This is a genomic window from Sinobacterium caligoides, from assembly GCF_003752585.1.
Classification (GTDB): Bacteria; Pseudomonadota; Gammaproteobacteria; order Pseudomonadales; family Sinobacteriaceae; genus Sinobacterium; species Sinobacterium caligoides.
In genome coordinates this window covers 292550-317872 of the sequence record NZ_RKHR01000006.1, presented here as the reverse complement: position 1 = coordinate 317872, position 25323 = coordinate 292550, and the positions used below count along the sequence as shown (strand labels likewise).

The 25323-nt window shown below is 53.8% G+C and carries 23 protein-coding genes; 8 read left to right on the top strand and 15 right to left on the bottom strand.

Going from position 1 to position 25323, the window contains the following annotated elements; translation table 11 throughout:
- Positions 1-11: 11 nt before the first annotated feature.
- The 9 genes from EDC56_RS16330 to EDC56_RS16290 all read right to left on the bottom strand — a co-directional run bounded on the left by EDC56_RS16330 (position 12) and on the right by EDC56_RS16290 (position 9698).
- The gene (locus EDC56_RS16330) at positions 12-344 is read right to left on the bottom strand and encodes an STAS domain-containing protein (protein WP_123713641.1); all 333 of its coding nucleotides are present in this window, start codon (positions 342-344) and stop codon (positions 12-14) included.
- A gap of 18 nt (positions 345-362) precedes the next feature.
- Positions 363-1631, bottom strand: coding sequence for a PP2C family protein-serine/threonine phosphatase (locus EDC56_RS16325; protein WP_123713640.1), 1269 nt, complete (start codon positions 1629-1631; stop codon positions 363-365).
- A gap of 151 nt (positions 1632-1782) precedes the next feature.
- Positions 1783-4581 carry a hybrid sensor histidine kinase/response regulator gene (locus EDC56_RS16320; RefSeq protein ID WP_123713639.1) on the bottom strand — a complete coding sequence of 933 codons (2799 nt, stop codon included), beginning with the start codon at positions 4579-4581 and terminating at the stop codon, positions 1783-1785.
- Positions 4582-4765: 184 nt separating this feature from the next.
- Positions 4766-6157, bottom strand: a complete 1392-nt coding sequence (sthA, locus tag EDC56_RS16315; protein ID WP_123713638.1) for a Si-specific NAD(P)(+) transhydrogenase — start codon at positions 6155-6157, stop codon at positions 4766-4768.
- Between the two features lie 102 nt (positions 6158-6259).
- The gene (locus EDC56_RS16310) at positions 6260-7390 is read right to left on the bottom strand and encodes an enoyl-CoA hydratase/isomerase family protein (RefSeq protein WP_123713637.1); all 1131 of its coding nucleotides are present in this window, start codon (positions 7388-7390) and stop codon (positions 6260-6262) included.
- Positions 7391-7523: 133 nt separating this feature from the next.
- On the bottom strand, positions 7524-8123 hold the full coding sequence (locus EDC56_RS16305; protein WP_245980724.1) for a DUF938 domain-containing protein: 600 nt from the start codon (positions 8121-8123) through the stop codon (positions 7524-7526).
- On the bottom strand, positions 8116-8883 hold the full coding sequence (gene yaaA, locus EDC56_RS16300; protein WP_123713635.1) for a peroxide stress protein YaaA: 768 nt from the start codon (positions 8881-8883) through the stop codon (positions 8116-8118). Before yaaA ends, EDC56_RS16305 begins: the two co-directional genes overlap by 8 nt.
- An 80-nt stretch (positions 8884-8963) precedes the next feature.
- The gene (locus EDC56_RS16295; RefSeq protein WP_123713634.1) at positions 8964-9425 is read right to left on the bottom strand and encodes a DUF4265 domain-containing protein; all 462 of its coding nucleotides are present in this window, start codon (positions 9423-9425) and stop codon (positions 8964-8966) included.
- Positions 9426-9497: 72 nt separating this feature from the next.
- Entirely contained in the window at positions 9498-9698 is a 201-nt protein-coding gene (locus tag EDC56_RS16290; RefSeq protein WP_123713633.1) for a hypothetical protein, read from the bottom strand.
- A gap of 71 nt (positions 9699-9769) precedes the next feature.
- Between EDC56_RS16290 and EDC56_RS16285 the strand changes: the two genes are divergently transcribed.
- Genes EDC56_RS16285 through EDC56_RS16275 form a run of 3 tightly spaced genes read left to right on the top strand, consistent with a single transcriptional unit; the run spans position 9770 to position 12113 of the window.
- Positions 9770-10309 carry a TRAP transporter small permease subunit gene (locus EDC56_RS16285; protein WP_123713632.1) on the top strand — a complete coding sequence of 180 codons (540 nt, stop codon included), beginning with the start codon at positions 9770-9772 and terminating at the stop codon, positions 10307-10309.
- Positions 10302-11669 carry a TRAP transporter large permease gene (locus tag EDC56_RS16280; protein WP_211333730.1) on the top strand — a complete coding sequence of 456 codons (1368 nt, stop codon included), beginning with the start codon at positions 10302-10304 and terminating at the stop codon, positions 11667-11669. Before EDC56_RS16285 ends, EDC56_RS16280 begins: the two co-directional genes overlap by 8 nt.
- 33 nt (positions 11670-11702) lie before the next feature.
- On the top strand, positions 11703-12113 hold the full coding sequence (locus tag EDC56_RS16275; protein ID WP_123713631.1) for an acyl-CoA thioesterase: 411 nt from the start codon (positions 11703-11705) through the stop codon (positions 12111-12113).
- Here the strand turns inward: EDC56_RS16275 and EDC56_RS16270 are convergent.
- Positions 12110-13237 (bottom strand): TRAP transporter substrate-binding protein, encoded by a 1128-nt coding sequence (locus tag EDC56_RS16270; protein WP_123713630.1) that lies wholly within the window; start codon positions 13235-13237, stop codon positions 12110-12112. The two genes, EDC56_RS16275 and EDC56_RS16270, sit on opposite strands and share 4 nt — an antisense overlap.
- A gap of 85 nt (positions 13238-13322) precedes the next feature.
- Entirely contained in the window at positions 13323-15482 is a 2160-nt protein-coding gene (uvrD, locus tag EDC56_RS16265; RefSeq protein ID WP_123713629.1) for a DNA helicase II, read from the bottom strand.
- Positions 15483-15655: 173 nt separating this feature from the next.
- On the opposite strand from uvrD, the gene EDC56_RS16260 reads away from it, so the two are divergent.
- Complete coding sequence (locus EDC56_RS16260) at positions 15656-17095, top strand: recombinase family protein (RefSeq protein WP_123713628.1); 1440 nt, start codon at positions 15656-15658, stop codon at positions 17093-17095.
- A 293-nt stretch (positions 17096-17388) separates the two neighbouring features.
- The gene (hexR, locus tag EDC56_RS16255) at positions 17389-18252 is read left to right on the top strand and encodes a transcriptional regulator HexR (protein ID WP_245980723.1); all 864 of its coding nucleotides are present in this window, start codon (positions 17389-17391) and stop codon (positions 18250-18252) included.
- Positions 18253-18255: 3 nt separating this feature from the next.
- On the opposite strand, the gene EDC56_RS16250 is transcribed toward hexR, so the two are convergent.
- Positions 18256-19053, bottom strand: coding sequence for a response regulator (locus EDC56_RS16250; RefSeq protein WP_123713626.1), 798 nt, complete (start codon positions 19051-19053; stop codon positions 18256-18258).
- Positions 19054-19134: 81 nt separating this feature from the next.
- Here EDC56_RS16250 and EDC56_RS16245 point away from each other — a divergent pair, with 81 nt between their 5' ends.
- On the top strand, positions 19135-20304 hold the full coding sequence (locus EDC56_RS16245; protein ID WP_245980722.1) for a ketoacyl-ACP synthase III: 1170 nt from the start codon (positions 19135-19137) through the stop codon (positions 20302-20304).
- A gap of 17 nt (positions 20305-20321) precedes the next feature.
- On the top strand, positions 20322-21725 hold the full coding sequence (locus EDC56_RS16240; protein ID WP_123713625.1) for an MATE family efflux transporter: 1404 nt from the start codon (positions 20322-20324) through the stop codon (positions 21723-21725).
- Here the strand turns inward: EDC56_RS16240 and EDC56_RS16235 are convergent.
- From EDC56_RS16235 to EDC56_RS16225, 3 genes are all read right to left on the bottom strand, one after another.
- Positions 21667-22347 carry a nitroreductase gene (locus tag EDC56_RS16235; protein ID WP_245980721.1) on the bottom strand — a complete coding sequence of 227 codons (681 nt, stop codon included), beginning with the start codon at positions 22345-22347 and terminating at the stop codon, positions 21667-21669. The two genes, EDC56_RS16240 and EDC56_RS16235, sit on opposite strands and share 59 nt — an antisense overlap.
- 41 nt (positions 22348-22388) lie before the next feature.
- Positions 22389-23018 carry a TetR/AcrR family transcriptional regulator gene (locus EDC56_RS16230; protein WP_162844221.1) on the bottom strand — a complete coding sequence of 210 codons (630 nt, stop codon included), beginning with the start codon at positions 23016-23018 and terminating at the stop codon, positions 22389-22391.
- Positions 23019-23102: 84 nt separating this feature from the next.
- Complete coding sequence (locus tag EDC56_RS16225) at positions 23103-23981, bottom strand: SDR family NAD(P)-dependent oxidoreductase (RefSeq protein WP_123713623.1); 879 nt, start codon at positions 23979-23981, stop codon at positions 23103-23105.
- A 326-nt stretch (positions 23982-24307) separates the two neighbouring features.
- Between EDC56_RS16225 and EDC56_RS16220 the strand changes: the two genes are divergently transcribed.
- Complete coding sequence (locus EDC56_RS16220; protein WP_123713622.1) at positions 24308-25303, top strand: Rieske 2Fe-2S domain-containing protein; 996 nt, start codon at positions 24308-24310, stop codon at positions 25301-25303.
- The last annotated feature ends 20 nt before the right edge of the window (positions 25304-25323 follow it).

Sequence of the window (25323 nt, the reverse complement as noted above, 5' to 3'; positions counted from 1 at the left end):
CTTCAAACAGCCTATGACGCCAAAGCGCTCTCAACGGTCTCGTAATTTTTAAAAATACGATCCATGCGCGTCAACCGCATTAGATCTTTGACCAGCGTCTGCGCTCCTACCACACGCATATCATCGCGAACATCGAACATTTTCAACAGTGAAACCAACGCTCCAAGCCCTGTACTATCCATAAAGTCGACACGACTAATATCTAAAATCAACACGCCTCCCTGACGTTTTATCACACTGGCGACATAGTCCTGAAACTCCCCCGCCGTGCTCGCATCGATTCGATGGCTCTTCACCACTAACAGCGTTGAGTCGCTATCGAGTACCGTCGTCGAGTAGGCCATTAATCTCCTCCGTTGTAATCAACCATTCCACTGTAATGCAAGTATTGTCACATCATCATCTAACTGATCGTGGCCCCGCCACTGACACACACTCTCGTATACTTTATTAATAATAGTCGTTATATCGCACGCGCCATGACGTTTTATCTCCGCCTGCAGTCGCTCCACACCATAACGTACCCGTGTAGCGGAATTTTCCGCCTCTATTATTCCATCTGAATATAAAAATAAACGATCACCTGCACTAAGCTGTACCACTCTCTCCTCATAAACCGCCTCAGCTACTAGCGCCACAGCAAAGCCCCCATCGCCGATCAGCTCCGTGCTCGCCGTTTGTTGGCGGTAACATATCGGTGAGGGGTGGCCTGCTTGGCATAGCCTAACCCGGCCACAGGCGCTATCAATCAACGCATAATTCATCGTAAAGTAAATGTCCGAAGCAAGCTCAGCCAGATAGCGGCGGTTCAGCTCCGCCACTACGCTCACAGGGGCGTTAATAATTATTTCCCCATCTGCTAACTCCTGCAACAACAACTCTTGCTCACCATGCCCCCTCACCAAATCATGATTAATCATCGATGAAAACAGCGCCGCTGGCACACCATGACCGCTAACATCAATCTGATAAAACGCCGTCTGTCGCTTTGTTAAGGCTCGATAACCGTAGAGATCACCACCCAAAAACTGACAGGGTTTACATAGCGAGGAAAATTCAATGTCATCATTAATATTATATTTTGGCATCAGTGAAGCCAATAGTTTCGCCGCCGAGTCGAGATCTTTCTCGAGGTGAGTTAGGGCATCAGAAAGAGCGATATTATGATGCTTTAAGGTTAACTGTAACCGGCTCAAACGCATTGCTGCCTGCAGCCTTGCATGCAGCTCTTCTGCAATTATTGGCTTGCGAATAAAGTCGTCTGCCCCTGCATTTAACCCTTTAACTAAATACTCAGTATCCGTTAAAGCCGTCAACAGAATAAATTGCGGGCGATACTTTAAATCCATTGATCGCACTTTTTTTAATAGTTCAATACCGTCCATCTCAGGCATCAACCAATCACTCAAGATGATTGGATAATGCTCTCCTGCGACGATCGCCCGCCACGCCTGAGCGGCGTCGGCATATAGGTCGTAATTAATATTTAATGTATCAAAAATATGCGCCAAATGCCTACGCGCAATAATATCGTCGTCAACAATTAACACCTTCACAGCGCCTGCACCAAAATTAAAATAACGACTGCGCAGTGCCACTGAGACACAAAACTCTCGGCTATCAACCCGCATCGATTTTTTGTCGCTGTACCTCTCTCACCAATCGATAACCGCCCCTTCATCACAACACCCTGTCAACGTGATTCACGCCACTCAGTGATTATAGCCTTTTCGTTCCAAATAGATAACGCTAGGCTAATACCGCTGCAATTCGCAACCACTGTTACGATCGATCCCCACGAGGAATAACCTGTTTATCCTGTAACCTCGGCGGCACTAGTTTATAAATCATGGCGACCAACTGTCGGGATTCGAAAGGCTTGGCAATATAACCGTCCATACCCACCTCTCTACAACGATGAATATCGCTGTCCAAGGTCGTCGCCGTCAATGCCACAATAGGCGTCGGCGCCATCGATAACTCCAGCTCAATCGCCCTAATAATACTCGTCGCTTCAATGCCATCCATCACCGGCATCATACAATCCATCAAGATAAGATCCGGCTGCTCCTGCAACCAGCAGGCCACCCCCCGCTGACCATCGGCGGCCAATAGTACGCTAAAGCCGGCCATTTCCAGCGCAATACTCGCCACCTGCTGATTAATCGCGTTATCTTCGACCAGCAAGATCGACAACCCGTTCTCTCTCTCCTTGTCAGCCCGCGCGATAAGCTGACATGAAAGCTCCTCCACCGTTGGTTCAGCGACCTGCACTTTGTCTGGCTTAAACACCGCTAAACAGTCTTCTTTACTGACCCTAGTCGCCTCAAACAAGCTAATTAACTCTGCTCCCCTCACCGGTCTTGCAACAATATGACAGGCCGATAATATCGGTTGTTGTTGCAGCAGGGTCTCTGTGTTTTGCTCACTGAGAAAAAAGATATCCGGCGCATCCTGCCGCGACAATAACGCCTGTAAACGTGCCGTCCACAGCCTTCCTAGCTCGCCCTGCAAGAGAACAAAACCACCCGCCAGCTCCTGCAGGTAACGCTGTAGCAACTCATCTGTCGACGCCACCAGCAACTTCATTCGATGATAGCGACACAAGCGGGATAGAATATCACGACTACAGTCATCATCGATGCAGAGTAACACCGGCCGACCGGCAAGCAGTCTCGACGGTTTACTCACCGGTGACGATACTTTTGCAGGAAACGTAATTGTTGCCGTTGTACCCTGACCAACATCGCTACTGAGCTCGATACTTCCCGACATTAACGTCATCACTCCGCGACAAATTGCCAGCCCTAAACCCGCCCCCTCGTACCCCCGGCTTAGTGAGTCATCTGCTTGCTTAAAGGCCTCAAATAGATGCTCTCGGCGATCTTCGGCTATGCCAATACCACTGTCACATACCGCTAACGTAATAATCACTCTCTGCGACATCAGCCGCTGCACACGCACCCGAAGCAAAACACCGCCACGCTCGGTAAACTTAAGCGCATTCGACAACAAGTTATCGACCACTAGCAGTAGGCGTTTGGCATCCAGCACCAGTCGCTCAGGCAGCTCCGGTGCAATATCGACATCGAAACGCAAACCCTGCGCAAACAGCTTCTCTCTATATTTGACAACCGCCTGCTGAAACACATCATCAATAAGCATCGGCTGTTCATAGAGCAATAGGCTATTAGACTCCAACTTCGATACATCAAGCACACGGTTAACGGTCTCCAATAAGTCTCTAGACGACCGCTCGATAATATCGATCTGCTCTCGAGCATTCTGCGGTAAAGCAGCGCGCTTCAAAATACCGCTCATACCGATAATGCCATTGAGCGGCGTCCTGATCTCATGGGAGATATTGGCTAGAAAAACACTCTTAGCGGCGCTGGATTGCTCTGCCTGCTCCTTCGCTGAAACCAGTTTCTGCTCGCTATCGCTACGCGCCTCGATCAAGCCATTGAGTAACTGCGCCAGCGCTGAGAACTCATCTCGCCCCTGAATATTGACCCGTCGACTGTAGTCCTTAGTCTGCTCAACAGCCTCCAGGCTACTACCTATCTCTGCCACCGCACTGAGGGTGCGCCGATTGATCAACCGACCCAGGCTAAACATCGCCACCAGCATCAGCATGACAATCATAATATTAACGCAAAAAGTCACCAGCTGTTGCCGATATAAATGCTTTGCCATAGCAACAATATCGCTCGCCACACTACCGGCCACATCCGTGATCAACACAGTACGATTGGCCGCCAACAAAACCTGCGCATCATCTAGCGGCTCTCTGCCGGCAACAACCTTCGCCCTGACCGCATTACCGGCGGCAAAGGCTGGCGCTGAAAATACCGCTAGTAGCCGTTCAACCTGCTCGGCATTGGCAAAATGATTTAAGTATTGGTCTAGGTAGAGTTGCTGCCTTGACGACAGTACAATCAGCCGCCGCTGCGACTGTTGCGACAACTGTGAACGCCATAAATAACGCTCAACCAGCAACTGCTCTTGCTGTGCGTAGGCGGCGATTCGTAACAGGTAAATATAGGCAGTCAAGCCGTTGCGCAAGGTCACCGTATCTACCTCAACGGGTAGGCCTGCGATAAAAGAGAGTAACTCGTCCTGGCGTGCCGTGATCACCATCGACCATTGTTCATAGCCCTCATAATCACGAACAACCGGCCAATCGCGCAGCTCAACCGCCACCTCCTCGACCATCTGTACATAGCGAGCCAGTGGCCAATGATTGGTCAACCGTGCCAGTTCATCGACAGGATAGTTAGCCCAATCGAGATAAACCTGCTCTGTCTGCTGCCGATGAGAACGCCATTGTGCCATCAGTACTAGAGGAGGTTCAGGGCTGCTGGCGAGACGGTTCACCACACTCTGCTCCTCTGCCAACACCTGCATTAGCCGCTCTATTTTGACAAACAGTGCGTAGCGCTGTGCCACCGACTGCACATCCTGTAACTCTTGGTACTGCGAGACAATATAACGGCTAAAGATTAACGCACTGCACAGCAGCGGTATCACCACCAATAGGCTCAGCTTTTTCTTTAGAGACAGCCTGTCTAAAAGATTCATCTTATATCGACTTTGTTGCAGTTCTCTCGAGCAAGGGAGGGCTGCTCAGCCTCGACCAATAGCGTTCGAAACACTAGCAGCGTCAAAGAGGGTTAGAGACAACGTCCGCAGCCTCGGTGTGTCGTATTGAATTTATTAAAGAATAGCAGAGCACCGAGAATAGTCTCGGTGCGTAGAGGGGCCGTTAATCGAGGCGATTAATGCCGTTGAGCGCCGCGATACGATAGGCCTCGGCCATCGTCGGGTAGTTGAAGGTGGTCTTGATGAAATACTCGATGGTATTACCTTCTCCCTGCTGGTTCATAATGGCTTGACCGATATGCACGATCTCCGTCGCCTCGGCACCAAAGCAGTGAATGCCCAGCAAAGCCAAGCTATCGGGACAGAATAACAGCTTCAACATGCCAACATTAGAGCCGCTGATCTGCGCGCGCGCACAATCTTTAAAGAAGGCCCGGCCAACCTCATAAGGCACCTTGCTCTCCGTTAGCTCACGCTCTGTCGAACCAACAGAACTGATCTCGGGCAGGGTGTAGATACCGGTCGCCACCTCAGCGACAAAGTGATTGCTTTCCTTACCTCGTGCAGCCGCTGCAGCCGAGCGCCCCTGATTATAGGCGGCGCTCGCTAGGCTCGGCCAGCCGATGACATCACCGACGGCATAGACGTTCTCTACCTCGGTCTGGTAACGCTGATTAACCTTGACCTGACCGCGATGATCGGCCTCTAAAGCAATGTTTTCCAAAGCTAATGTATCGGTATTACCACTGCGCCCATTACACCATAGCAAGGCATCGGCAATGATTCGCTTACCCGATTGCAGGTGCAATACGACGTGGTCGGGAAAGGTCTCCAAGCTGGCAAACTCCTCCCGGTGGCGCACCATCACACCGTGATCACGCAGCTGATAGCTCAGCGCATCAGAGATCTCGTCGTCGAGAAACTCCAGCAGGCGCTCACGACCATTGACCAACTCCACCTTCACACCGAGCCCGGAGAAGATGGAGGCATACTCACAGCCAATGACACCGGCACCGAAGATGATCAGCTTCTTCGGGTTGAACTTCATGTCCAAGATGGTATCGCTGTCATAAACTCGGGGGTGGTTGAAATCAACACTCTCCGGACGATAGGGACGCGAGCCACAGGCGATGACAAAGTCCGACGAGGTAAGCTGCTGCTGATCACCGTTATCGCTGACGAGATTAACAGTATGCTGATCGACAAAGTTCGCCGTCGCCTTGAAGACTTTAATGCGATTGCGACCATAGTAGCGCTCACGCATATTGACCTGTTCACGAATCACGCTCTGCACGTTCTTCATGATCTTCGGGAAGTCAAACCAACTAGAGTCGACGCCCTCGTGAAAAAGTGGATGACGATTAAAGCGCACCAACTGCTTGACCGCCGAACGCAGCGCCTTCGAGGGGATCGTCCCCTTGTGAGTACAGCCGCCGCCAACGTGCTCCCTGTTCTCAATTATCGCCACTTTACTGCCATGCTTGGCCGCATTGATAGCGGCACTCTCGCCCGCCGGTCCAGCCCCTACAACGATGACATCAAAATCGTAACTCATCCCATTACTTCCCAATTAATCTAGCGATTCAACTTCTCACGCAACGACAACCGCCATCGCGGCGGCCTTGCTGTTACCTACATTCTCTATGGCCATCGTTAGTTAGCATAAATCATCTAACGGGCTGACCGGCCAGGGCGGCGTAAATAGTGCCGCTAATTCTGCCTCCAACACCTCTGCCGGGTGCTGATGCTGCCACTGAGGCTGTTTATCTTTATCCACGAGCTGGGCCCTTACCCCCTCCTGAAATTCTCGGTGCTGCGCCAGTTTAGTCGATAGCCCCAGCTCGCCGATAAAGACCTCCGCCAGCGTCTTATCACGACTATCCAGCAGCTGTTTTATGGTTACCCGTGCCGCCAGCGGCGAGCCCTTCGTCGCCTCTCGAACAGCGTTCTGTATCGTCTGGCTCTCGCCGCGATAACTCAATAAACTCTCGATAATCGCTAGGCCATCATCGCCACCACAGAGCCGGTCAATCTCCTGTTGATCGGCCGCAATCCAGCTATCTCCGGCCTCAACCTGCATAGCGGCCAACAGTTCGCTGAGCAGCAGAGCATTGTGCTCGGCGCTGTTCGGCTGATCCCCCGCTAGCCAGGCTTGCTGATGCAGTTGCTCAATAAATAGCGCGCGGCTTTCATCGGCGAGGCAATAATCCGCAACACCCGTATACAGCGCGTCGGCCGCGGCAAATAAACTACCGGTCAAGCCAAGCAGGTAGCCGCTTCGGCCTGGCATCTGATTGAGAAAGTAACCGGCCCCGACATCCGGATAAAAGCCAATGGCAAGCTCAGGCATCGCCAAACGGCTGCTCGGCGTTACCACGCGATGGCTAGCGCCAGCCAGCAACCCTAAACCGCCCCCGAGGACCACACCCTCACCCCAGGCGATCACCGGCTTTGGGTACCGGTGCAACAGATAGTCGAGGCGGTACTCTGCCTCGAAGAAGCGCTCGGCCGCCTCACAGTAGTCGCCGCCACTCAGCAGGGCCTCCTCACGCACCGCGCGAACATCGCCGCCAGCACAAAAAACTTTATGGCTATCGGCGAACAACATCACTGCTAGCAGTTCCGGGTCTGTCTGCCAGGCGATCAGGCTCTCACGTAACAGCGCAATCATCTCGCCATTGAGTGCATTCATCCGGGCCGGTGCGTTGAGTGTCAGTACGCCAATCTTGCCGGCGGCAACGACGACCTCATCGCAGAGGACCGAGGGCAGCGGTAGTAGTTGTGGCATTATATTATCCCCCCATTCACCCCACTCAGTCAGTGCTGGCTAAGGTGAGTCATGTTGTGGTGACCTATTATTGCTTATCTATTTAGTTTACAACAGAAATGATGGCGCCATGATGACGCATGGTAAAGCTTTGTCAGCTATCCCGATGCCATTCCAGTAAACGGTTATTCGCCGGTAGCGCATGATCGGCATATAGGTGGAACCCCGCCTCCGTCGCCAGCTGCTGCACCGCCTCAACATCGCGAATAGCGCTATGGCGATCACGCTGCTGCAGCCACTGATCGAAGCGTGCATTACTGTCACTAGTATACTCGCCGTCATAGTTAAAAGGGCCATAGATACACAATCGCTGTAAACGCGGTAATGCAGCCAGGCGGCGGAACAGCTGCTGCACCGACGACCAACTCATGATATGCAGTGTATTGGCGGTAAACAAAGCGTCGGCGGACAGCGCCTCATCGGGCCACGGTGTCGCACTGACATCGAGGCTGATCGGCCCGTGTAGATTGTCACACTGTGCCTCGTCCAGCCACGGCAGCGTGGTCGCACAAACCGCCTCGCGCTCCGTCGCCAGCCACTGCAAGTGGGGCAAAGCCGGCGCAAAAAACACCGCATGCTGGCCGGTACCGGCACCAATCTCCAGTACTGTAGTCGCGCTGGAAAAAGCCTGCTGCAAGACCGCAAGGATCGCCGCCTTGTTATTATCACAGGCTGCCGAGTAGGCTTTAGCCACGGCTAAACACCCATTCTTGTTCGCTGGATAGGCCGCTGTTGAAGCGGTAATCATCAAGCTCGAAAGACTTAATCTGCTCTACCTCGGTCAGCCTATTCTCGATGATATAGCGACTCATCATGCCACGCGCCTTCTTCGCATAGATCCCCACCACTTTGTAGTCATCACCCTTGCGCTGCTTAAACACGGGAGTAATCACCTTCGCGTTGAGCTGCTTAGGTTTGACTGACTTAAAGTATTCGTTTGAGGCGAGATTGATCAACACCTTACTGCCCTCTTCGGCAAAGTCGGCATTCAGCAGCTCGGTGATACTATCCCCCCAGAATTCATAGAGGTTCTTACCGGCACGGTTTGCAAAGCGCGTCCCCATTTCGAGGCGATATGGCTGCATCAAATCGAGGGGGCGCAACAGGCCGTACAGCCCCGACAACATGCGCAGATGCTGTTGAGCGAAGGCGAAATCATCTTCGCTAAAGCTATCCGCATCCATGCCCGCATAGACATCGCCGCGAAACGCCAACAGCGCCTGCTTGGCATTCGCCGGCGTGAACGGGGGTTGCCAAGTCTGAAAACGGTCGTAGTTAAGCGTGCCCAGCTTGTCGCTGATATGCATCAGCTCCGAGACTTGGTGCGGCGCGAGGGGACGGAGTTGTTCGATCAGCTCGGCGGCACGATCTAACATGCGTGGCTGGGTGTGTGCGGCGGTCACCGCCGGGCTATCATAATCCAGCTTCTTGGCCGGAGAAATTACTATGATCATCTTCACCTCGTATTATCTGTAATGCCGACAACAGGGTCATCATCTCGCCCGGCTATCACTCAACACTGCTCAATAGCAGCTTATTTCTCGTTCATCCACCAGTTCATCGGCTCGCCCTGTTCATCGTAGACATTACCGTAAAACCACTGCAGCTGTGCGTACTGCTCGGCGACCTCCTTCATCACCCCTTCGATAGCGGCGAAGCCCGCCTCTACTGGTACCGAGTAGACCAGCATCCGTTCGGTGCAAATATCACGGCAACCGTCCATCGTCTTGATTTCCGCACTGAGCTTCGGCTCGATCTTCTCTATGTCATCGCGCAGGTAAATCTGAATCGCCACTAAGCCCGCGCGCTCCTCGACCTCGAAGCCCTCTTTCGTGAATTTCAGGGTGTCACCGCGCGCGGCTCCCTTGACGAAACCAGGAGAGTGCAGCATCTCCACTCGACCATCAGCGAGGCGACGGATCGCCACCTTCTCCATCACCGTACTGCCGTCGGTTCGCTGCCCGGCGGGCAGTTCAATTATTGCATGTTGCTTCATCACTCACTCACTGACCATACGTCTCAATGGAAAACAGCCGCTACAGGAAAGATGTTCCACAGCAACGAGCTATTATTTAACACGAGCCTCTGCCCCGCCGCATACCGGCGACGAGGCAGAGGCTCGTTTGATAAACCATTCTAACAAAATAACCGCTTGAAGTGTGTCGATATCCCCGTCAATCGGCACACCGAGGATCCCCCCGTTGAGCGGCGACAACAGCACCGCTGCGATAAATACCGAGGAACCCAACGCCGACACAATAAAGATCACAGTAACCGTAGGTTACAGCGTCGACAAGGCTTATAATGCCCAGATAATCATAACACTGGAATGTTAAACTCATGTCTGACGCTCACTCTTACTGCGCCAGTCTCACCAACGCTATCGATCACTTCACCGATGTCACCGGCCGCTGGATTAGCTGGCTGAGCATCGTCATGATGATCGTCGTCAGCTTGGTGGTACTGCTACGCTACGGCCTCAACATCGGCTCCATCGCCCTGCAAGAAGCCGCGAACTATCTTCATGCCAGCCTGTTCATGCTCGGTGCTGCCTACACCCTAAAACAGGGTCAACATGTGCGCGTCGACATCTTCTACCGACGCTTCTCTACACTCACCCGCGCCTGGGTCGACAGCGTCGGCGCCATCGTTCTACTACTACCAACGATGCTCTTCATCGCATTCGCGAGCTGCTCCTTTGTCAGCGAGTCGTGGGCTGTCAGAGAGGGCTCCTCCGACCCCGGCGGGCTCCCCTTCGTCTATCTACTCAAAAGCCTCATCCCAGCGATGGCTATTCTGCTCAGCGTGCAGGCGCTGGCGGAGGTCCTACGCAACCTTGAGCGACTGATGCGCAGCGCTAAAGGAGACTGTGATGATTGAATATATGTCGCTACTGCTGTTTCTCTTCGTCTGCCTGACACTACTGCTCGGCTACCCTGTCGCCTTTAGCTTAGCCGGATCATCACTACTTTTTGCCGCCGTGGGTATCGTCTTCGGCCACTTCGACGCCGACTTCCTCAGCGCACTACCCAATCGACTGTTTGGCACCATGAGCAACAGTACGCTGATGGCAGTACCGCTGTTTATTTTAATGGGCGTCATCTTGCAGCGCAGCAAGATTGCCGAGGAGCTACTAACGGCGATGGCCGCCAACCTCGGCAACCGCTCCAGCGGGCTCGGCTTGTCGGTTATCTTAGTCGGCGTCCTGCTTGCCGCCAGCACCGGTATCGTCGGCGCCACGGTCGTCACCATGGGCCTACTGTCGCTACCGAGCATGCTGCGGCGCGGCTATCAACCGAGCTTCGCCAGCGGCCTGATCTGCGCCACCGGCACCCTCGGGCAGATCATTCCCCCCTCTATCGCCTTAGTCTTACTTGGTGACGTACTCGCCACCGCCTACCAACAGGCACAACTCGCACAGGGCAACTTCACCCCCGACACCATCTCCGTGGGAGACCTCTTCGTCGCCGCCATCATCCCCGGCCTGCTGCTCGTCGGTCTCTACATGCTTTATTTAATCGCACACAACTGGCTCAAGCCGCTACCCGAAGGCAACGAGCAAGCTCAACCGCAAGCAACACCTCCGTCTTCGCTCGGCGTTATCCTCGCCCCGCTACTGCTCATCGTCATCGTTCTTGGCTCGATCCTGGCTGGTGCCGCTACGCCGACAGAAGCCGCCGCTATCGGCGCCCTCGGCGCGACACTGCTCGCTCTCTGCAAGCATCAGCTCAACGTCAGCAAGCTGCAACAGATCTGCCTAGAGACCATGCAGATAACCAGCATGGTATTTATGATCCTACTCGGCGCGGCGCTGTTCTCACTAGTCTTCCGCGGCTACGGTGGTGACGAGTTGATTCGTGCGTTTTTCGCCGAGCTACCCGGCGGCGTGTTCACCGCGACGCTGGTAGTAATGCTAGTGATTTTTCTGCTCGGCTTCATCCTCGACTTTATCGAGATCACCTTCATCGTCGTGCCCATCGTCGGCCCCATATTATTTTCCATGGGCGTCGACCCCGTCTGGCTAGGCATAATGATTGCACTCAACCTGCAGACCTCCTTCCTCACACCACCGTTTGGCTTCGCCCTGTTCTACCTACGCGGCGTTGCCCCGGAACAGGTAAAAACAACCGATATTTACCGGGGCGTCGCTCCGTTTATTGTGATACAACTAGTGTTGCTAGCCCTACTCGCCTACTGGCCCGAACTGGCCACTTGGCTACCTGCACAGGTATACGACTAAGCGGGGCGCTCAACAATAACAGGTGATAAGACCATGAGCATAAACGACGAAAAACCCAAGCCGGTCGGCGAGCTCGCCCTACAGACCATGGCCATGCCCGCCGACACCAACGCCAGCGGCGATATCTTTGGCGGCTGGCTGGTCTCGCAAATGGATATGGCCTGCTCGGTCATCGCAGCAACCGTCGCCCGAGGGCGCGTCGCCACGGTCTCCATCGAGAAAATGAGCTTCATGGTGCCGGTCAAGGTTGGCGCCGTAGTGAGCTGCTACTGCGACGTCGTTTCTACCGGCCGCAGCTCGATGGAGATTCGCGTCGAGGTCTGGGCCAGCTACCCGACGCGTCAGATCACCCACAAAGTGACAGAGGGCACCTTCATCTTCGTCGCCCTCGATGATAACGGTCGCACCCGCATCATCGAGTCACTCGAGATGAGCGGCCGTTAACGGGCGTTGAGGTAGGCGCGCTCGCTAATCTGATGGTAACTCTTAGTGCCCTCGGCAAACGCTTTAAACGAATCGTAGATCTTCGCAAACGTCGGGTCGCTGGCCGACATCTCATCATAGAGCGCTAGCGATACCCGCTTCAACTCTGCCAGCACATCCTCCGGTAGCTCCTTCAGTATCACCCCGTGCTGCTGCACCAGCTCCTCTAATGCGGCATTATTGAGCGCGGTATATTCATCGAGCGAGTCCTGGTTCACCGCCCGCGCGGCCACCTCTAAGATTTCTTGCAGATCCTTCGGCAGGCTGGCAAAAGCCTGCTTATTGACGATCAATTCCAGCGTCGGACCCGGCTCATGCCAGCCGGGATAATAGTAATACTTCGCCGTCTTGTAGAGGCCGAAGGCCAGATCGTTATAAGGGCCTACCCACTCGGTGGCATCGATGACTCCCGTCTGCAGCGAGGTAAAGATTTCTCCGCCGGGAATATTCACCGCCGTGCCACCGACACGGTTAAAGACCTCGCCGGCCAAGCCCGGGATACGCATCTTCAACCCCTTGATATCCTCCAGCGAATTAATCTCACGATTAAACCAGCCAGCCATCTGCACCCCGGTGTTACCCGCCGCCATCGGAATCAAGTTATACGGTGCGTAGAGCTCTCGGTACAGCTCAATGCCACCACCATGATACAGCCAGGCGTTCATCTCCTGCGCCGTCATACCGAAGGGCACCGCCGTAAACAGTGGCGCTGCCGGTATCTTACCCTTCCAATAATAAGCCGCACCATGCCCCAGCTGTGCCGTCCCCGCCGATACCGTATCGAACACCTGCAGTGCTGGCACCATCTCTCCAGCACCATAAACGGTTATCTTCAGGCGGCCGTCGCTCATCTTGTCGACCCATTCGGCAATACGCTCGGGGGCCATACCTAGGCCGGGAAAATTCTTCGGCCAAGTGGTAACCATCTTCCAGTGGTAGACTTGCTGCGGCGCGCTACTGGCGTACTGTAAATCATCCTGTTGCGTGGTCACTGCGCGTACATAGAGCCCACCCAGTAACATCACTAGAGCGAGTAAGGCGAGGATAACCGCCGGCATAAATCCGTTTATCTGTTGTTTATTCATCGTTATTTTATTATTCGTTAGTAATTGTTATCGCCCATCCCAGAGCCTAACCCAGCCACCCTAACGATGACTAGGTCCCCGTGTGTTATTCCTCCATCGGCCGCAAGTTAGCGTACTGCATCACCAGCCATTTGCTGCCCTCGTAGTCGAAGTTGATTTGTAATCGCGCATTACCACCCGCTCCCTCAACCGCCATGATGACGCCCTCACCAAATTTCTGGTGAAACACCCGTTGGCCGAGTTTAACACCGAGATCTGCCGCCGCATGAACACTAGAGAAGCCCTTCACCGCGCTGACCGGGCGAGTCACCTGGGTGCGCAGACGCACCTCCTCGATCACCGAGCTAGGTATTTCACGAATAAAGGCCGAGGGGCCGTTGAAACTCTCTTTTCCGTGCAGCCGACGACTCTCCGCATAACAGATATACAGCTTTTCCATCGCCCGCGTAATACCCACATAACAGAGCCGACGCTCCTCGGCGAGGCGGCCGGGCTCATCGAACGACATCTTATGCGGGAAGATATTCTTCTCGACCCCCGCCAGGAACACCTGCGGAAACTCTAAGCCTTTTGCCGAGTGTAGTGTCATCAACTGCACGCTATCGATGTTCTCCTCGGCCTGCTGTTCACCGGCATCGAGTGCCGCATCATCGAGGAATTGGCGCAGCGGACTGGCCGGCTGCTCTTCATCGGCATCGTACACCTTCGCAGCCGTCACCAATTCATCGAGGTTTTCCAAGCGTGCCTGCGCCTTCTCCCCCTTCTCCTTCAGGTGATGGTCTTTTAAACCACTCATCTCAATCGCCTGCTCGGTCATCTCGGCGAGGCTGAGATCATCGGTCGCCTGATCCATCTGATCAATCAGGTGCATGAAGCTAATCAACGCATTACCCGCCCGCGCGGTCAGCAGTTTATGCTGCAATACCTGCTGCATAGCCTCCCACATAGAGCAGCCGTGATCGCGGGCAAACTCACGCACCACATCGACAGTCTTGTTACCAATGCCACGTGTCGGCACATTGATCACTCGCTCGAGGGCAGTATCATCATTGCGGCTAATCACCAGCCGCAGGTAGGCTAGGGCATTTTTAATTTCCAGGCGATCATAGAAACGCTGACCACCATAAATACGGTAGGGAATACCGGCGCGAATCAACGCCTCCTCGAGTACTCGAGACTGGGCATTGGAGCGATAGAGTATGGCGCTACTATCGCGGCGATGCCCCTGCTCGACCCACTGTTCAATGCGCTCGGTAATAAAATGTGCCTCATCCTGCTCATTGAAGGCGCTATACAGTGAGATAGCCTCGCCGTCGTCGGACTCAGTCCACAACTCCTTACCCAGACGATCGTCGTTGTTCTCTATCACCGCGTTAGCAGCCTTGAGGATGGAGCCCGTGGAGCGATAATTCTGCTCTAGGCGCGTGGTTCTGACGCCACTAAATTCCTGCTCAAACTGCTGTATATTCTCGATCTTAGCGCCGCGCCAACCGTAGATCGACTGGTCGTCATCACCGACCGCGGTGACCGCACCGGTCTCGCCAGCCAGCAGACGCAGCCAGGCATACTGAATGGTATTGGTATCCTGAAACTCATCGACGAGCACGTATTGAAAGCGCTCGCGATAATGTTCGAGCAAGTGCTGGTTGTCGCGCAACAGTTCATGAGCACGTAGCAGCAATTCACCGAAGTCGACGAAACCACCGCGCAGGCAAGCCTCTTCATAAGCACTATAGACCGTCAACTGCGCCTCAGTTTGCGGATCCCAGGCCTGAATGTGTGCCGCCCGTCGGCCCTCGTCTTTCTGGCCGTTAATCCACCACTGGATCTCCTTGGTAGGGAAGCGCTCGTCGTCTATATTCAGCTGCTTGACCAGCTTCTTAAGCAGTCGTAGTTGATCGTCCGAGTCCAATATTTGAAAGTTTTCCGGCAACTTCGCATCCTTGAAGTGTGCCTTCAATAAGCGATGCGCGAGACCGTGAAAGGTACCTACCCACATCCCTCGCGCCGGAAAACCGAGCACCTCTTCGATACGTTCACGCATCTCACGTGAGGCCTTGTTGGTGAAAGTCACCGCCATAATGCCGTAGGGGGTAATATCAGTATTCTGTAGTAACCAGGCAATACGGTGCACTAGCACCCGAGTCTTGCCACTACCGGCACCGGCAAGGATTAATTGATTGCCGGGTGTCGCCGATACGGCTTGGCGCTGCTCATCATTTAAAGAGGCGAGTAGGTCTGTCATAATTTAATCTGCCGGCCAGGTAGTTTATCGATCAATCAGTCTGCGAGGCGCTATTATGCCAGAACATCGGCTCGCTATAGATAGCTACGCGCAAATTTTCTTTACACTGCGATAAAGCCGCCCTCCTTAAGCCACCCCCTAAACCGCCCTTTGACCCCAGGTAACAATAGAACATGCACGATAACCGCTACATCTATTCTTACAGCACCCTCTGCCTACGCACTGTCAGCAGCTCAGGGCGAACCTTCCTCGAGCAGCTACAGCGTGAAAGCGGTTATTCTCGCGGCCAATTTAACGACGAAACTATCAATAAAAGCAATGCCTGCCACGGTCACGCACTGATACTCTTCTGCACCGCAGCAGAAACAGGAAGCATCAACCCCGGCAGCGTCCTAGCCATCGACAATAGCTCACTGCTCGGCCACCTTCTAGATATTGATAGTGCTTTCAAGGCGTTACAAAAGCTTATCGATCTTGGTGTACATATCTATTGCAGCGACGGCAGCCGCTACCACCGTGCTGCAATCGAGGCCACTAACGGTGGCATCTTATTCGCCCTGTCCGCACTACTAAAAATTGAAAAAAACAAAAAAAACATTCGCTCAAAAGCCAAAAAAAAATCTATCGATAGCAACATAAAAAACGTACTAGAAGGAAAAACAAAAAACAAACCGATAGGCAACATACCTTCCTGGATAAGCAAAAAAGATGGTCAGTTTATTCTCAACGAAAAATCAGCAGCCATCCTCACCGCAACAGAACTCTACATGGAAGGCTATGGCTGCACTAGCATCGCCAAAAAACTCAATGAGAAAGGCATAAAATCACCAAGAAACACCCGCTGGTCGGCGAGCTCAATCCACAAAATACTGGGCAACAGCGCACTCTACGGCGAGGCAAAAGTACATCACGCAAGCCTCGACTACTCTTTAGCCGATTACTACCCTGCGCTAATTACAAAAGAACAATATAGTCTCATACAACATAGACTGAAAACGAATAAAGAGAAAACCACACAGACGTCTAATAGCTACTTATTTTCAGGCCTAAAACTGTTAAAATGTAAACACTGCAACAACTACATAACATTAGCAGCAAAAGGAAAAAATAATCGTGGCAGGCTTTGCTGTAGAAACCGAGGTCAGGGTCATCACAGCATGTCGCTACCTCGGTCCATCAATGTCGACAATGCTGAGCAAGCAATGTTTAATTTTATTAAAGACATCGAACCTAGCGGGTTATTAGAAAATAATAAAAACGACAAGAAAAAAGAGATCGATGAAGCAAGAAGAATTATCGCCCGCCTTAGTAGCGCAATCAGTGGTGGTGGCGATCTAGAAACAACCAGAGATCAGCTAAAAGAATACAAAAAATTATTGGATAAATTACTCGGCGAAAATGACGAGATACACTACAAAAAATACAAGATTGAAAAATCGATTTCAAGCTTAAAAAAAATTCAAGATAGTAAAAATATTACACTTGAAGATTACCGAGAATTTCTCGCTAACGGCGTTGAAGAAGTCACCCTTGAATGGCTAGATCAAGACAGTGCTGAAATGCGCATCATGCTGCTATCCAGCAAGCAAAACGTCATCAAAATTAGCCTATAAGGGAGTGCTGAACGAAAATCGTACAATTATTCTGCTAACGCATCTAGATAACCACTCCTCTCAATCTAAACTCATATCCAGTAATAACTATTATTAGTTTAATTAACAACAAGATAGCGAAGAAGAAAAATACGCAAGCATACACTTTATTAAAATAAACTACCTCGTAACGGTTGTTTTTTGTACATTTACGACAAGATTGATGGAAAAAGTGCTTACGCCACAAGCAAAGGTATATACTGCTAAAATGCAATTCCGTCCCTCCAATGCGATCAACAAGTAACGGTAACCCTGTGAAAACAACCAACCTTTTGCATATGATCGACAGCAATATGAGCAATATGCGACGCTCAGAACGCAAAGTCGCCGAGTATGTCTTGTCACAACCGCACGACATTATTCACATGCGCATCGTCGACCTGGCACAAGAGGCCCATGTCAGCGAACCTACCGTGGTACGCTTCTGTCGCGCCATCGGCTGTGATGGTTTTCAGAGTTTCAAGCTGACACTCGCCCAACAGCTTGCCGCCGCTCCTAGCTTTGTCGAATATACGATTGACGAATACGACTCGGTGATGAACTACTCCACCAAGGTCATTGACGCCACCATAGAGACACTCACCCGCGTGCGCGACGCCCTAGATCCCGAGGCACTCGAGCAGGCGGTGATTGCCCTGAGCGGTGCTAATCGTGTTGATTTCTATGGTTTTGGCGGCTCCTCTTCCGTCGCGATGGATGCACAGCATAAATTCTTCCGCCTACAAATGATCTCTGCCGCCTACTCCGACGCCCACATTCAGACCATGGCTGCACTCAGCCTAAATAAAGGCGACATCGTCGTGGCGATTTCACAGACCGGCCGCACGCAAACCCTACTCGACTCCATGAGTTTGGCGCAGGATGCTGGTGCCCTGGTGATCTCGCTCTCACCCAGTGGTACCCCGGTCTCAAGCAAGGCCGATATTCCCATCTTCATCGATGTCGATGAGGATACTGAGATATTCACCCCCATTTCCTCACGCATCGCCCACCTCTCTATCATCGACATTCTCGCCGTCGGCGTCGCCAACTCACGCGGCGATGAGCTGACAGAACACCTGAGGAAAATAAAGCGTGGCCTGCAACCACTGCGGATCAAGAACAAACTCTATCGCTAGCCCTCAACGCCGATAGTCGGCTAGCGCTGCGGTGAACTGCTGCAGCAAGTGCTGCAACTGTTGTAATTGCCGTGCCGATAGCGCCTGATCAAGGCAGCAATACTCCAGTTGTTGCGCCAACGTCACCAGCTCATCGGCGCCATAGTTCGCTACCGATGACTTCAGTGAGTGCAGCAGACGCTGCAACAGCGCCCGATCATCGCACCGATGTGCCAGTAGCAACTCCTGAATTAGCAGCTCGAGGCTAGCGAGCGTGGTCCGCCGCAACAGCTCAAAGCGCGCCACTCCCAATCGATCGTATAGACCACCGATTCGTTGCCCACTAGCAAGCACCGCATGGCAATGAGGCCGCTGCACATACGTCGTCATATCAGCACTAACCGAGGCCTCGCCAGAGCGAAAAACACCCGGCAACAGATCGCGCAATCTCGTCAACTCAAGTGGCTTACTCAGTACCCCATTCATCCCCGCCTCCCTGCAGACCTCCTCGACGCCTGCCACCGTATTCGCAGTCAGCGCTATAATCGGCACCCGACTACTGCAACCACCCTCGCGGCGTATCCTCTCTGTCGCTTGATAGCCATCCATACCGGGCATCACACAATCCATCAGGATCAACTCATAGCGCTTGTTGTAGGCCGCCACCACCGCCTCCTCACCACTGCTCGCCAGCTCGACCAGAAAGCCCGCCTGCTGCAGTATCATCTGGGTCAGTTGTCGGTTACTCAAGGTGTCTTCGACCAGCAAGATACACTCATACGGCTGCGCACCACCTTCTCCGTACCTCCACCCCAGCATCATTTCCTCACTCCGCAAGCACACTGATAGCGCAGTTCTCCTATACTCACGATTGAGTATAGTTCAGCAAAACAACGCTAATCTGTGTTAACATGCGCGCCAGATCGCTCTCTCGTCCACCTAATTTATTCGGGTTTATTCATGACTTACGCCAAAATTACCGGTTGGGGCAAATGTGTACCACCCGCCGTTCTCACCAATGACGACCTCTCCAAGTTTGTTGACACCAGTGACGAGTGGATCCTCTCGCGTACTGGCATCCAGGAACGCCGCATCACCCACGTCGAACTCTCTGAGCTGGCAACACTGGCGGCTAAACGCGCCCTCGCAGCGGCGGGTCTTGAGGGCAGCGACCTCGATCTCATTATTTTGGCCACCGCCAGCGGCGACAGCCTCATACCCAACACCGCCTCCGCCGTGCAGCGCAATATCGGCGCCTGCAACGCCGCAGCCTTCGACCAGAACGCGGCCTGTAGTGGCTTCCTCTACGGCCTACAGATGGGCACCGCGATGATCAAGAGCGGCGTCAATCGCCGCGTCCTGGTCATCGGCGCCGATCGTCTCAACTACTACATCAACTGGGCCGATCGTGCCAGTGCGGTACTGTTCGGTGACGGAGCAGGGGCCGTCATTCTCGAAGCCAGCGACGATGCCTGCGGCCTACTCGCAGCGAAACTCGGCTGTGACCCTGAACGACGCGATATCCTCGAGGTACAGGGGCCCGGCACCTATGTCGACCGCTTCCACACCAGCGCCTGCTACAACATCGCCTTCGAAGGCCCTGAGATCTTCAAACGTGCCATCAACGGTATGAACAGCGCCTGCCAGACCGCACTCAGCGATGCCGGTATGAGTGGTAGCGACATCGATGTCATCATCCCCCACCAAGCCAACCTGCGTATCATCCAGACCCTGGCCAAGAAAATGGGCGTCGGGATGGAGAAGGTGATGGTCAACATTCACAAGTACGGCAACACCTCCGCCGCCAGCGTCGCCATCGCCCTCTGTGAAGCCGTCGAAGAGGGTCGCATTCAAGCCGGCAGCAACATCCTCTCCGCTGCCTTCGGCGCCGGCCTCACCTACGCCGGGGTGGTCATCAAGTGGGGCGACAGGGTCACGCCAATTCGCACCATCGACGACGAACTGCCGCCCTGTGATAAGAGCGCCAGCGAGTTGGTCAGTAGCGCCGTTGAAGGCTGCCTGCAAGCGACTGCCGAAGGCACCGTCAACTTTGCGCGCTCGCCCAAACTTTAACAACCACTAGCGTACCGGTGGCCACTCGCTCCGAGTCGATCATGCACACCGCCTCCGATGGCAAGCTGTTCGCCACCTATGTCAGCCCCGCCGTCACGGCGATGATCGTCAACGGCATCTACTCGGTGATCGACGGCATCTTCATCGGTCAGGCGGTCGGCGCCGAAGGGCTGGCCGCAGCCGGCATTGCCTGGCCTATCTTCGCCGTCATGATCGGCGTCGGCATGATGATCGGCATGGGGGCTGGCAGCTATATCGGCCTCTATCGCGGCCGTGGAGATGACGGCAAGGCCGGTCACATCATCGGCAACACTCTGTCACTGCTATTGCTCACCTCGCTACTGCTCGGCCCCCTCACCTACCTGCTCAGCCCACCCCTCGTCGCATTGATGGGGGCCAGCGGTGCTACGGCCGGTTACGCCGAAGACTACCTGCGTATCTTCGCCCTGTTCGCACCCGTGGTACTGTCGGCGGCGGCACTGCCCCTACTGTTGCGTAATGGCGACCAGCCCAGTCTAACCACTTGGATACTGTGCATCGGCGCCCTGCTCAACCTGATCGTCGGCTACTGGCTGATTATCATCAGAGAGATGGGCATGACCGGTGCAGCCCTAGCCACCGTCTTCGCCCAAGCCGTAGTCTGTTTACTGAGCCTCTATTATCTGCAGCGCGATGACTGGCCAATACCGTTTCGGCGCCGTGATCTGCGCCCGCAACGACGGAGCTGCCAACAGATCTTACACCGCGGCCTGCCCAGCCTGGTGATGTTCGGCTATTTCATCTTTTTCATGGTGGCGCATAACTGGCTATTCTTACAGCACGGTGGCGTCGTCGCGGTTGCTGCCTTTTCCATCGCCTCCTACATTTTTGCCTTCTACGGCTACTTTGCCGAGGGCATCGCCACTGGCATTCAGCCGATTCTCAGCTACCACGTCGGTAGCGGTCAGCAGCGGCGCGTACGCGCCACAGTCATCATGGCACTGTGCTGGGTCACCGCCATCGGTGGCGTCATCTCAGCGATCATCTACATCGATACCGATGCCATCGCCCGCATCTTCAACAGCGACGATGAGCAACTGCTGCAGATGACGGTGAACGGGCTGCGACTGCACCTCTTTGCCATTTTCCTCGATGGTATTATCTTTGTCAGCGGCATCTATTTTCAGGCGGTACACCGGACCTATGTGGCTCTACTGGTAAACAGCGGCAATATTGCTATTCAGATCCCGATGCTGATCATTCTGCCTTGGCTCTGGGGTGTCAACGGCATCTGGCTAGCGATGCCGATCTCCAACATCCTCATCGCCATCCCAGTACTGTGGATAATGCTCGACGACCTCAGGCAACGTCGTGCAATAAGTACTAGCGACGAAAGTGTACCGCCTCGGACAGCGGCGCACGACCGACACGACAGCGATTAGCCGCACACTGCTCATCCTCGTACCCCAGCGCGATACCAAACAACAACTTATAGTCGTCAGGCACATCGAGGGCCGCCCTGACAATGCCACTATGGAAGCTCAACGCCGTCATCGGGCAAGAGGCCAGACCATGGGCACTCAGAGACAGCATTAAGTTCTGTGCATACATACCGAGATCGGCAGCCTCCCGCATGGCAAAGTCTTGATGCAGGAACAGGAAGGCGACATGGGGCGCGCCGAAAAAGTGAAAGTTACGCATAAACGCCTCACCGCGCCCCGCTTTATCTCCCCGCTCGATACCCATTGCTTGATAAAGCTGCGCCGCAGCATCGTGCTGACGGCACTTATACTCCCCCTGATAAACACCGTCGAAGGGAAAATCCAGCTCCATGTGGCCGCTCATCATCGCCTCTGGCAGCTGCCGACGCAGCGCTTCGACAACCTCACCGCTGGCCACATAAACCTGCCAGGGCTGGGTGTTGCAATTAGAGGGAGAGCGTTGGGCCAGCTCGAAGACACGCTCCAACAACGGCTGCTCCACCGCCGTAGGCAGGAAGCCACGCACCGAGCGACGACGCGTTACGAGTTCTGTAAAAGCTGTTGATAAGTCATTATTCATCATCTGTAACGGCTCTAATTTATTTTATTTATTATCTAGTTAAATCATTCTGCTTGGATCATCTCGCAGACAAACTGCTGCAATTCTTGCATTCTTTGCAACAGTGGGAAATTATCGCGATGAATCCAGTTAATCATCATCGCATTGATGGCACCGACCGTCACCTCGGCAAAAAACTCAACACTGTGCCGATCACTGACGTCACCGAGCTCCCGCCCCTGTCGATAGAGATCGAGGAACACCTGGTTCTGCGCCATAATCTGGCTGCCCCCACTACTCGAGTTCTCCGCCAACTGAAACATCGAGTGCAGGATCAGCGTACGCTCCAGCTCGCGGTAGGCCGTGAGGTTGGCGCGCATCGTGGTGAAGAAATAATCCAGCCGCTGTGTCGTCGATGGGTACTGCGCGATCGCCTGTAGCATGGTATCGCGCGGACGATCGGTCAGCACCGTCAGACAGAGATGCTGGATCAACTGTTGCTTGCTGGGAAAGTAGTTATAGAAGGTTTTCCGCGCTACATCGGCATGCTCGCAGATCTCCTCTACCGTCACCTCTTCACAGCCACGGCTGGCAAACAGCGTCGCGGCGGCATCGGTTATCTTCGCCTGTACCTCGAGCTTACGGCGCTCACGCCGGCTCGGCTCAGGTGCTGTCGTTACTTGTTCAGGGGGCACCGGGTCAACCTTGTTAAAATGTATCGGGCGCTGACGGCCGACAAAGACCGAAGCAACGCCACTCTAGCAGTTTTAGCCCAATTATTACAGAATGTTAGGCAATGTTGGGTTGATGCCCTTGAGAATCATTTCAGCGCGATCCTGTACCGCCTTGGCTGATTTCTCACTGAGCTCCATGATCCAGAACTGCTCCTCACGCAACCCTTTCAAAGCGTTATCAGCAACATGGTCTGGATGGGTCGTCTCCAGCTCCATACCGTACTCCCTCATCATATTCTTCATGTCATCGACGCTGTGAATCCCCGAGTCAACCTTGTTCGGGTCGATCGGCAGCTCCTCCGGACGCACGCGATCGGAATCGAAAAGACCGGTGTCCACCACATGAGGACCAGGGAATAGCGCGTTAACCTTAACCGGTGACTCCTGCCCCAATAACTGATGATAAAGATTTTCCGTAATCATCATCACCGCTGCCTTAGTCGCGGTGTAGATCGGCTGGTCCGGCAGCGAGAAAAGACCGCCATTACCCGAGCCAGTCACCACGAAATGAGCCTCTTCGCCCTGCTCAACAAGTCGTGGGATAAAGGCATTGATGCTGTTGACCACCCCCCAGACATTGACGTTAAAGCCCCACTCCCAGTCATTCTTATTGTATTCCCACATATTGCCACCCTCGCCCGAGCTAATACCAGCGTTGGCAAAGACCAGATGCATGCCGCCAAAGCGCTCTATAGCGGCCTCAGCTAAGGCCTCGAGGGATTCCTGCTTGGTTACGTCGGCGACCACAGCTAAGGCTTCAATGCCCGCCGCCGTCAACGCCTGCTCGCTCTGCTCTAAGGCCTTCTTGTCAACATCGGCAATGACGATCTTGGCGCCCTCAGCACCCAACTTAAAAGCGATTGAGCGCCCCACTCCGCTGGCACCACCGGTGATTACCGCTACCTTATTATTAAAGTCTTGCATCGTTTGCTTCCTTTTTCTTTCTGCCAAGACCGGTATGAACACCGTTCTCGCCTCGGCGATTCTTATTATGATTGAACAACCCTGTAGTAAAGGCCGGCACTCACTGCCACTGCAAAGCTATTGACTCGAACATATACTTATAACTATATTTACACAGCTGTTACCTTTTTAGCATCCTAACGCGCTACTTGGCAAGTGATAACAACACTCGCTAGGGTCAAACGCTATCAGCAACCACGCGATGCGTCATGGCGACCAAAAATCAAATAACAGCCGGCGCTTGCTAACGAACAATAAAAAAAATTTGCGCACCTATGGAGAGAGACATGAGTGAAGAACGCTACCAATTCCCTATTCCCCACGGTTGGTACGGCATTGGTTTCAGTGCCGAGCTGGCCATCGGCGAGGTCAGACCATTAAAGTATTTCGGTCAAGACATCGTCCTCTATCGCGGCGAGGATGGCATCGCCCACGTCTCGGAAGCACACTGCCCACACTTAGGCGCCCACGTCGGTCACGGTGGCGAAGTCGTCGGCAACAATATCCGCTGCCCGTTTCATCACTGGCAGTTTGATGGCGAGGGGAAAGCCGACCACATCCCTTACGCCAAAAACATTCCGCCAAGGGCGCAGAAGAAAGGCTGTCTCTTTCAGTACCCCGTCGTCGAGGCCAACCGCGTCATCTGGGTCTGGTACCACCCGGAGCGCATCGCGCCACTATTCCCGGTCGTTAAACACCCTGAGTTCGAGGAGCACGACGACGAGTGGACCGAGTTTCAAAGTTTCACCTGGGAGATCCCCACCACAGTGCAGGAAACCGCGGAGAATGCCGCCGACCTCGCCCACTTCCTCTATGTGCATAACTCCGCCGAAATGCCCGAAGGTGAGGTCGTCTATGACGGTCCACAACGGGCCGCTCGCTTCGATATGCGCACCCCGGCAATGAACGAAGATGGCACCATGAGTGAGGTCGACTTCATCGACAGCGTGCTGGAGACCGCCAATAACGGCCCGGGGCAAACCTGGCAGACCTTCAGCGGTATCTTCTATACCATGATGATCGGCCTAATCACCCCCATCGACGGCCAGAATATGAGCATGACCTTTGCCTTTACCCACCGCAAAGGCCAAACTGAGGAACAGGAAATCATGGCCAACGGCATGCGTGACCAAATCACCTCCGGTGTCGAGGAAGATATCCCCATTTGGCGACACAAGATCTACCAAGAGAAACCCATCCTCTGCGACGGTGATGGCCCCATCGCACAGTATCGCAAGTGGTTTAAACGCTTCTACGACGAGAGCCCAGACAACCATAGCTAATCCCCACCCTCGCCCAGCCC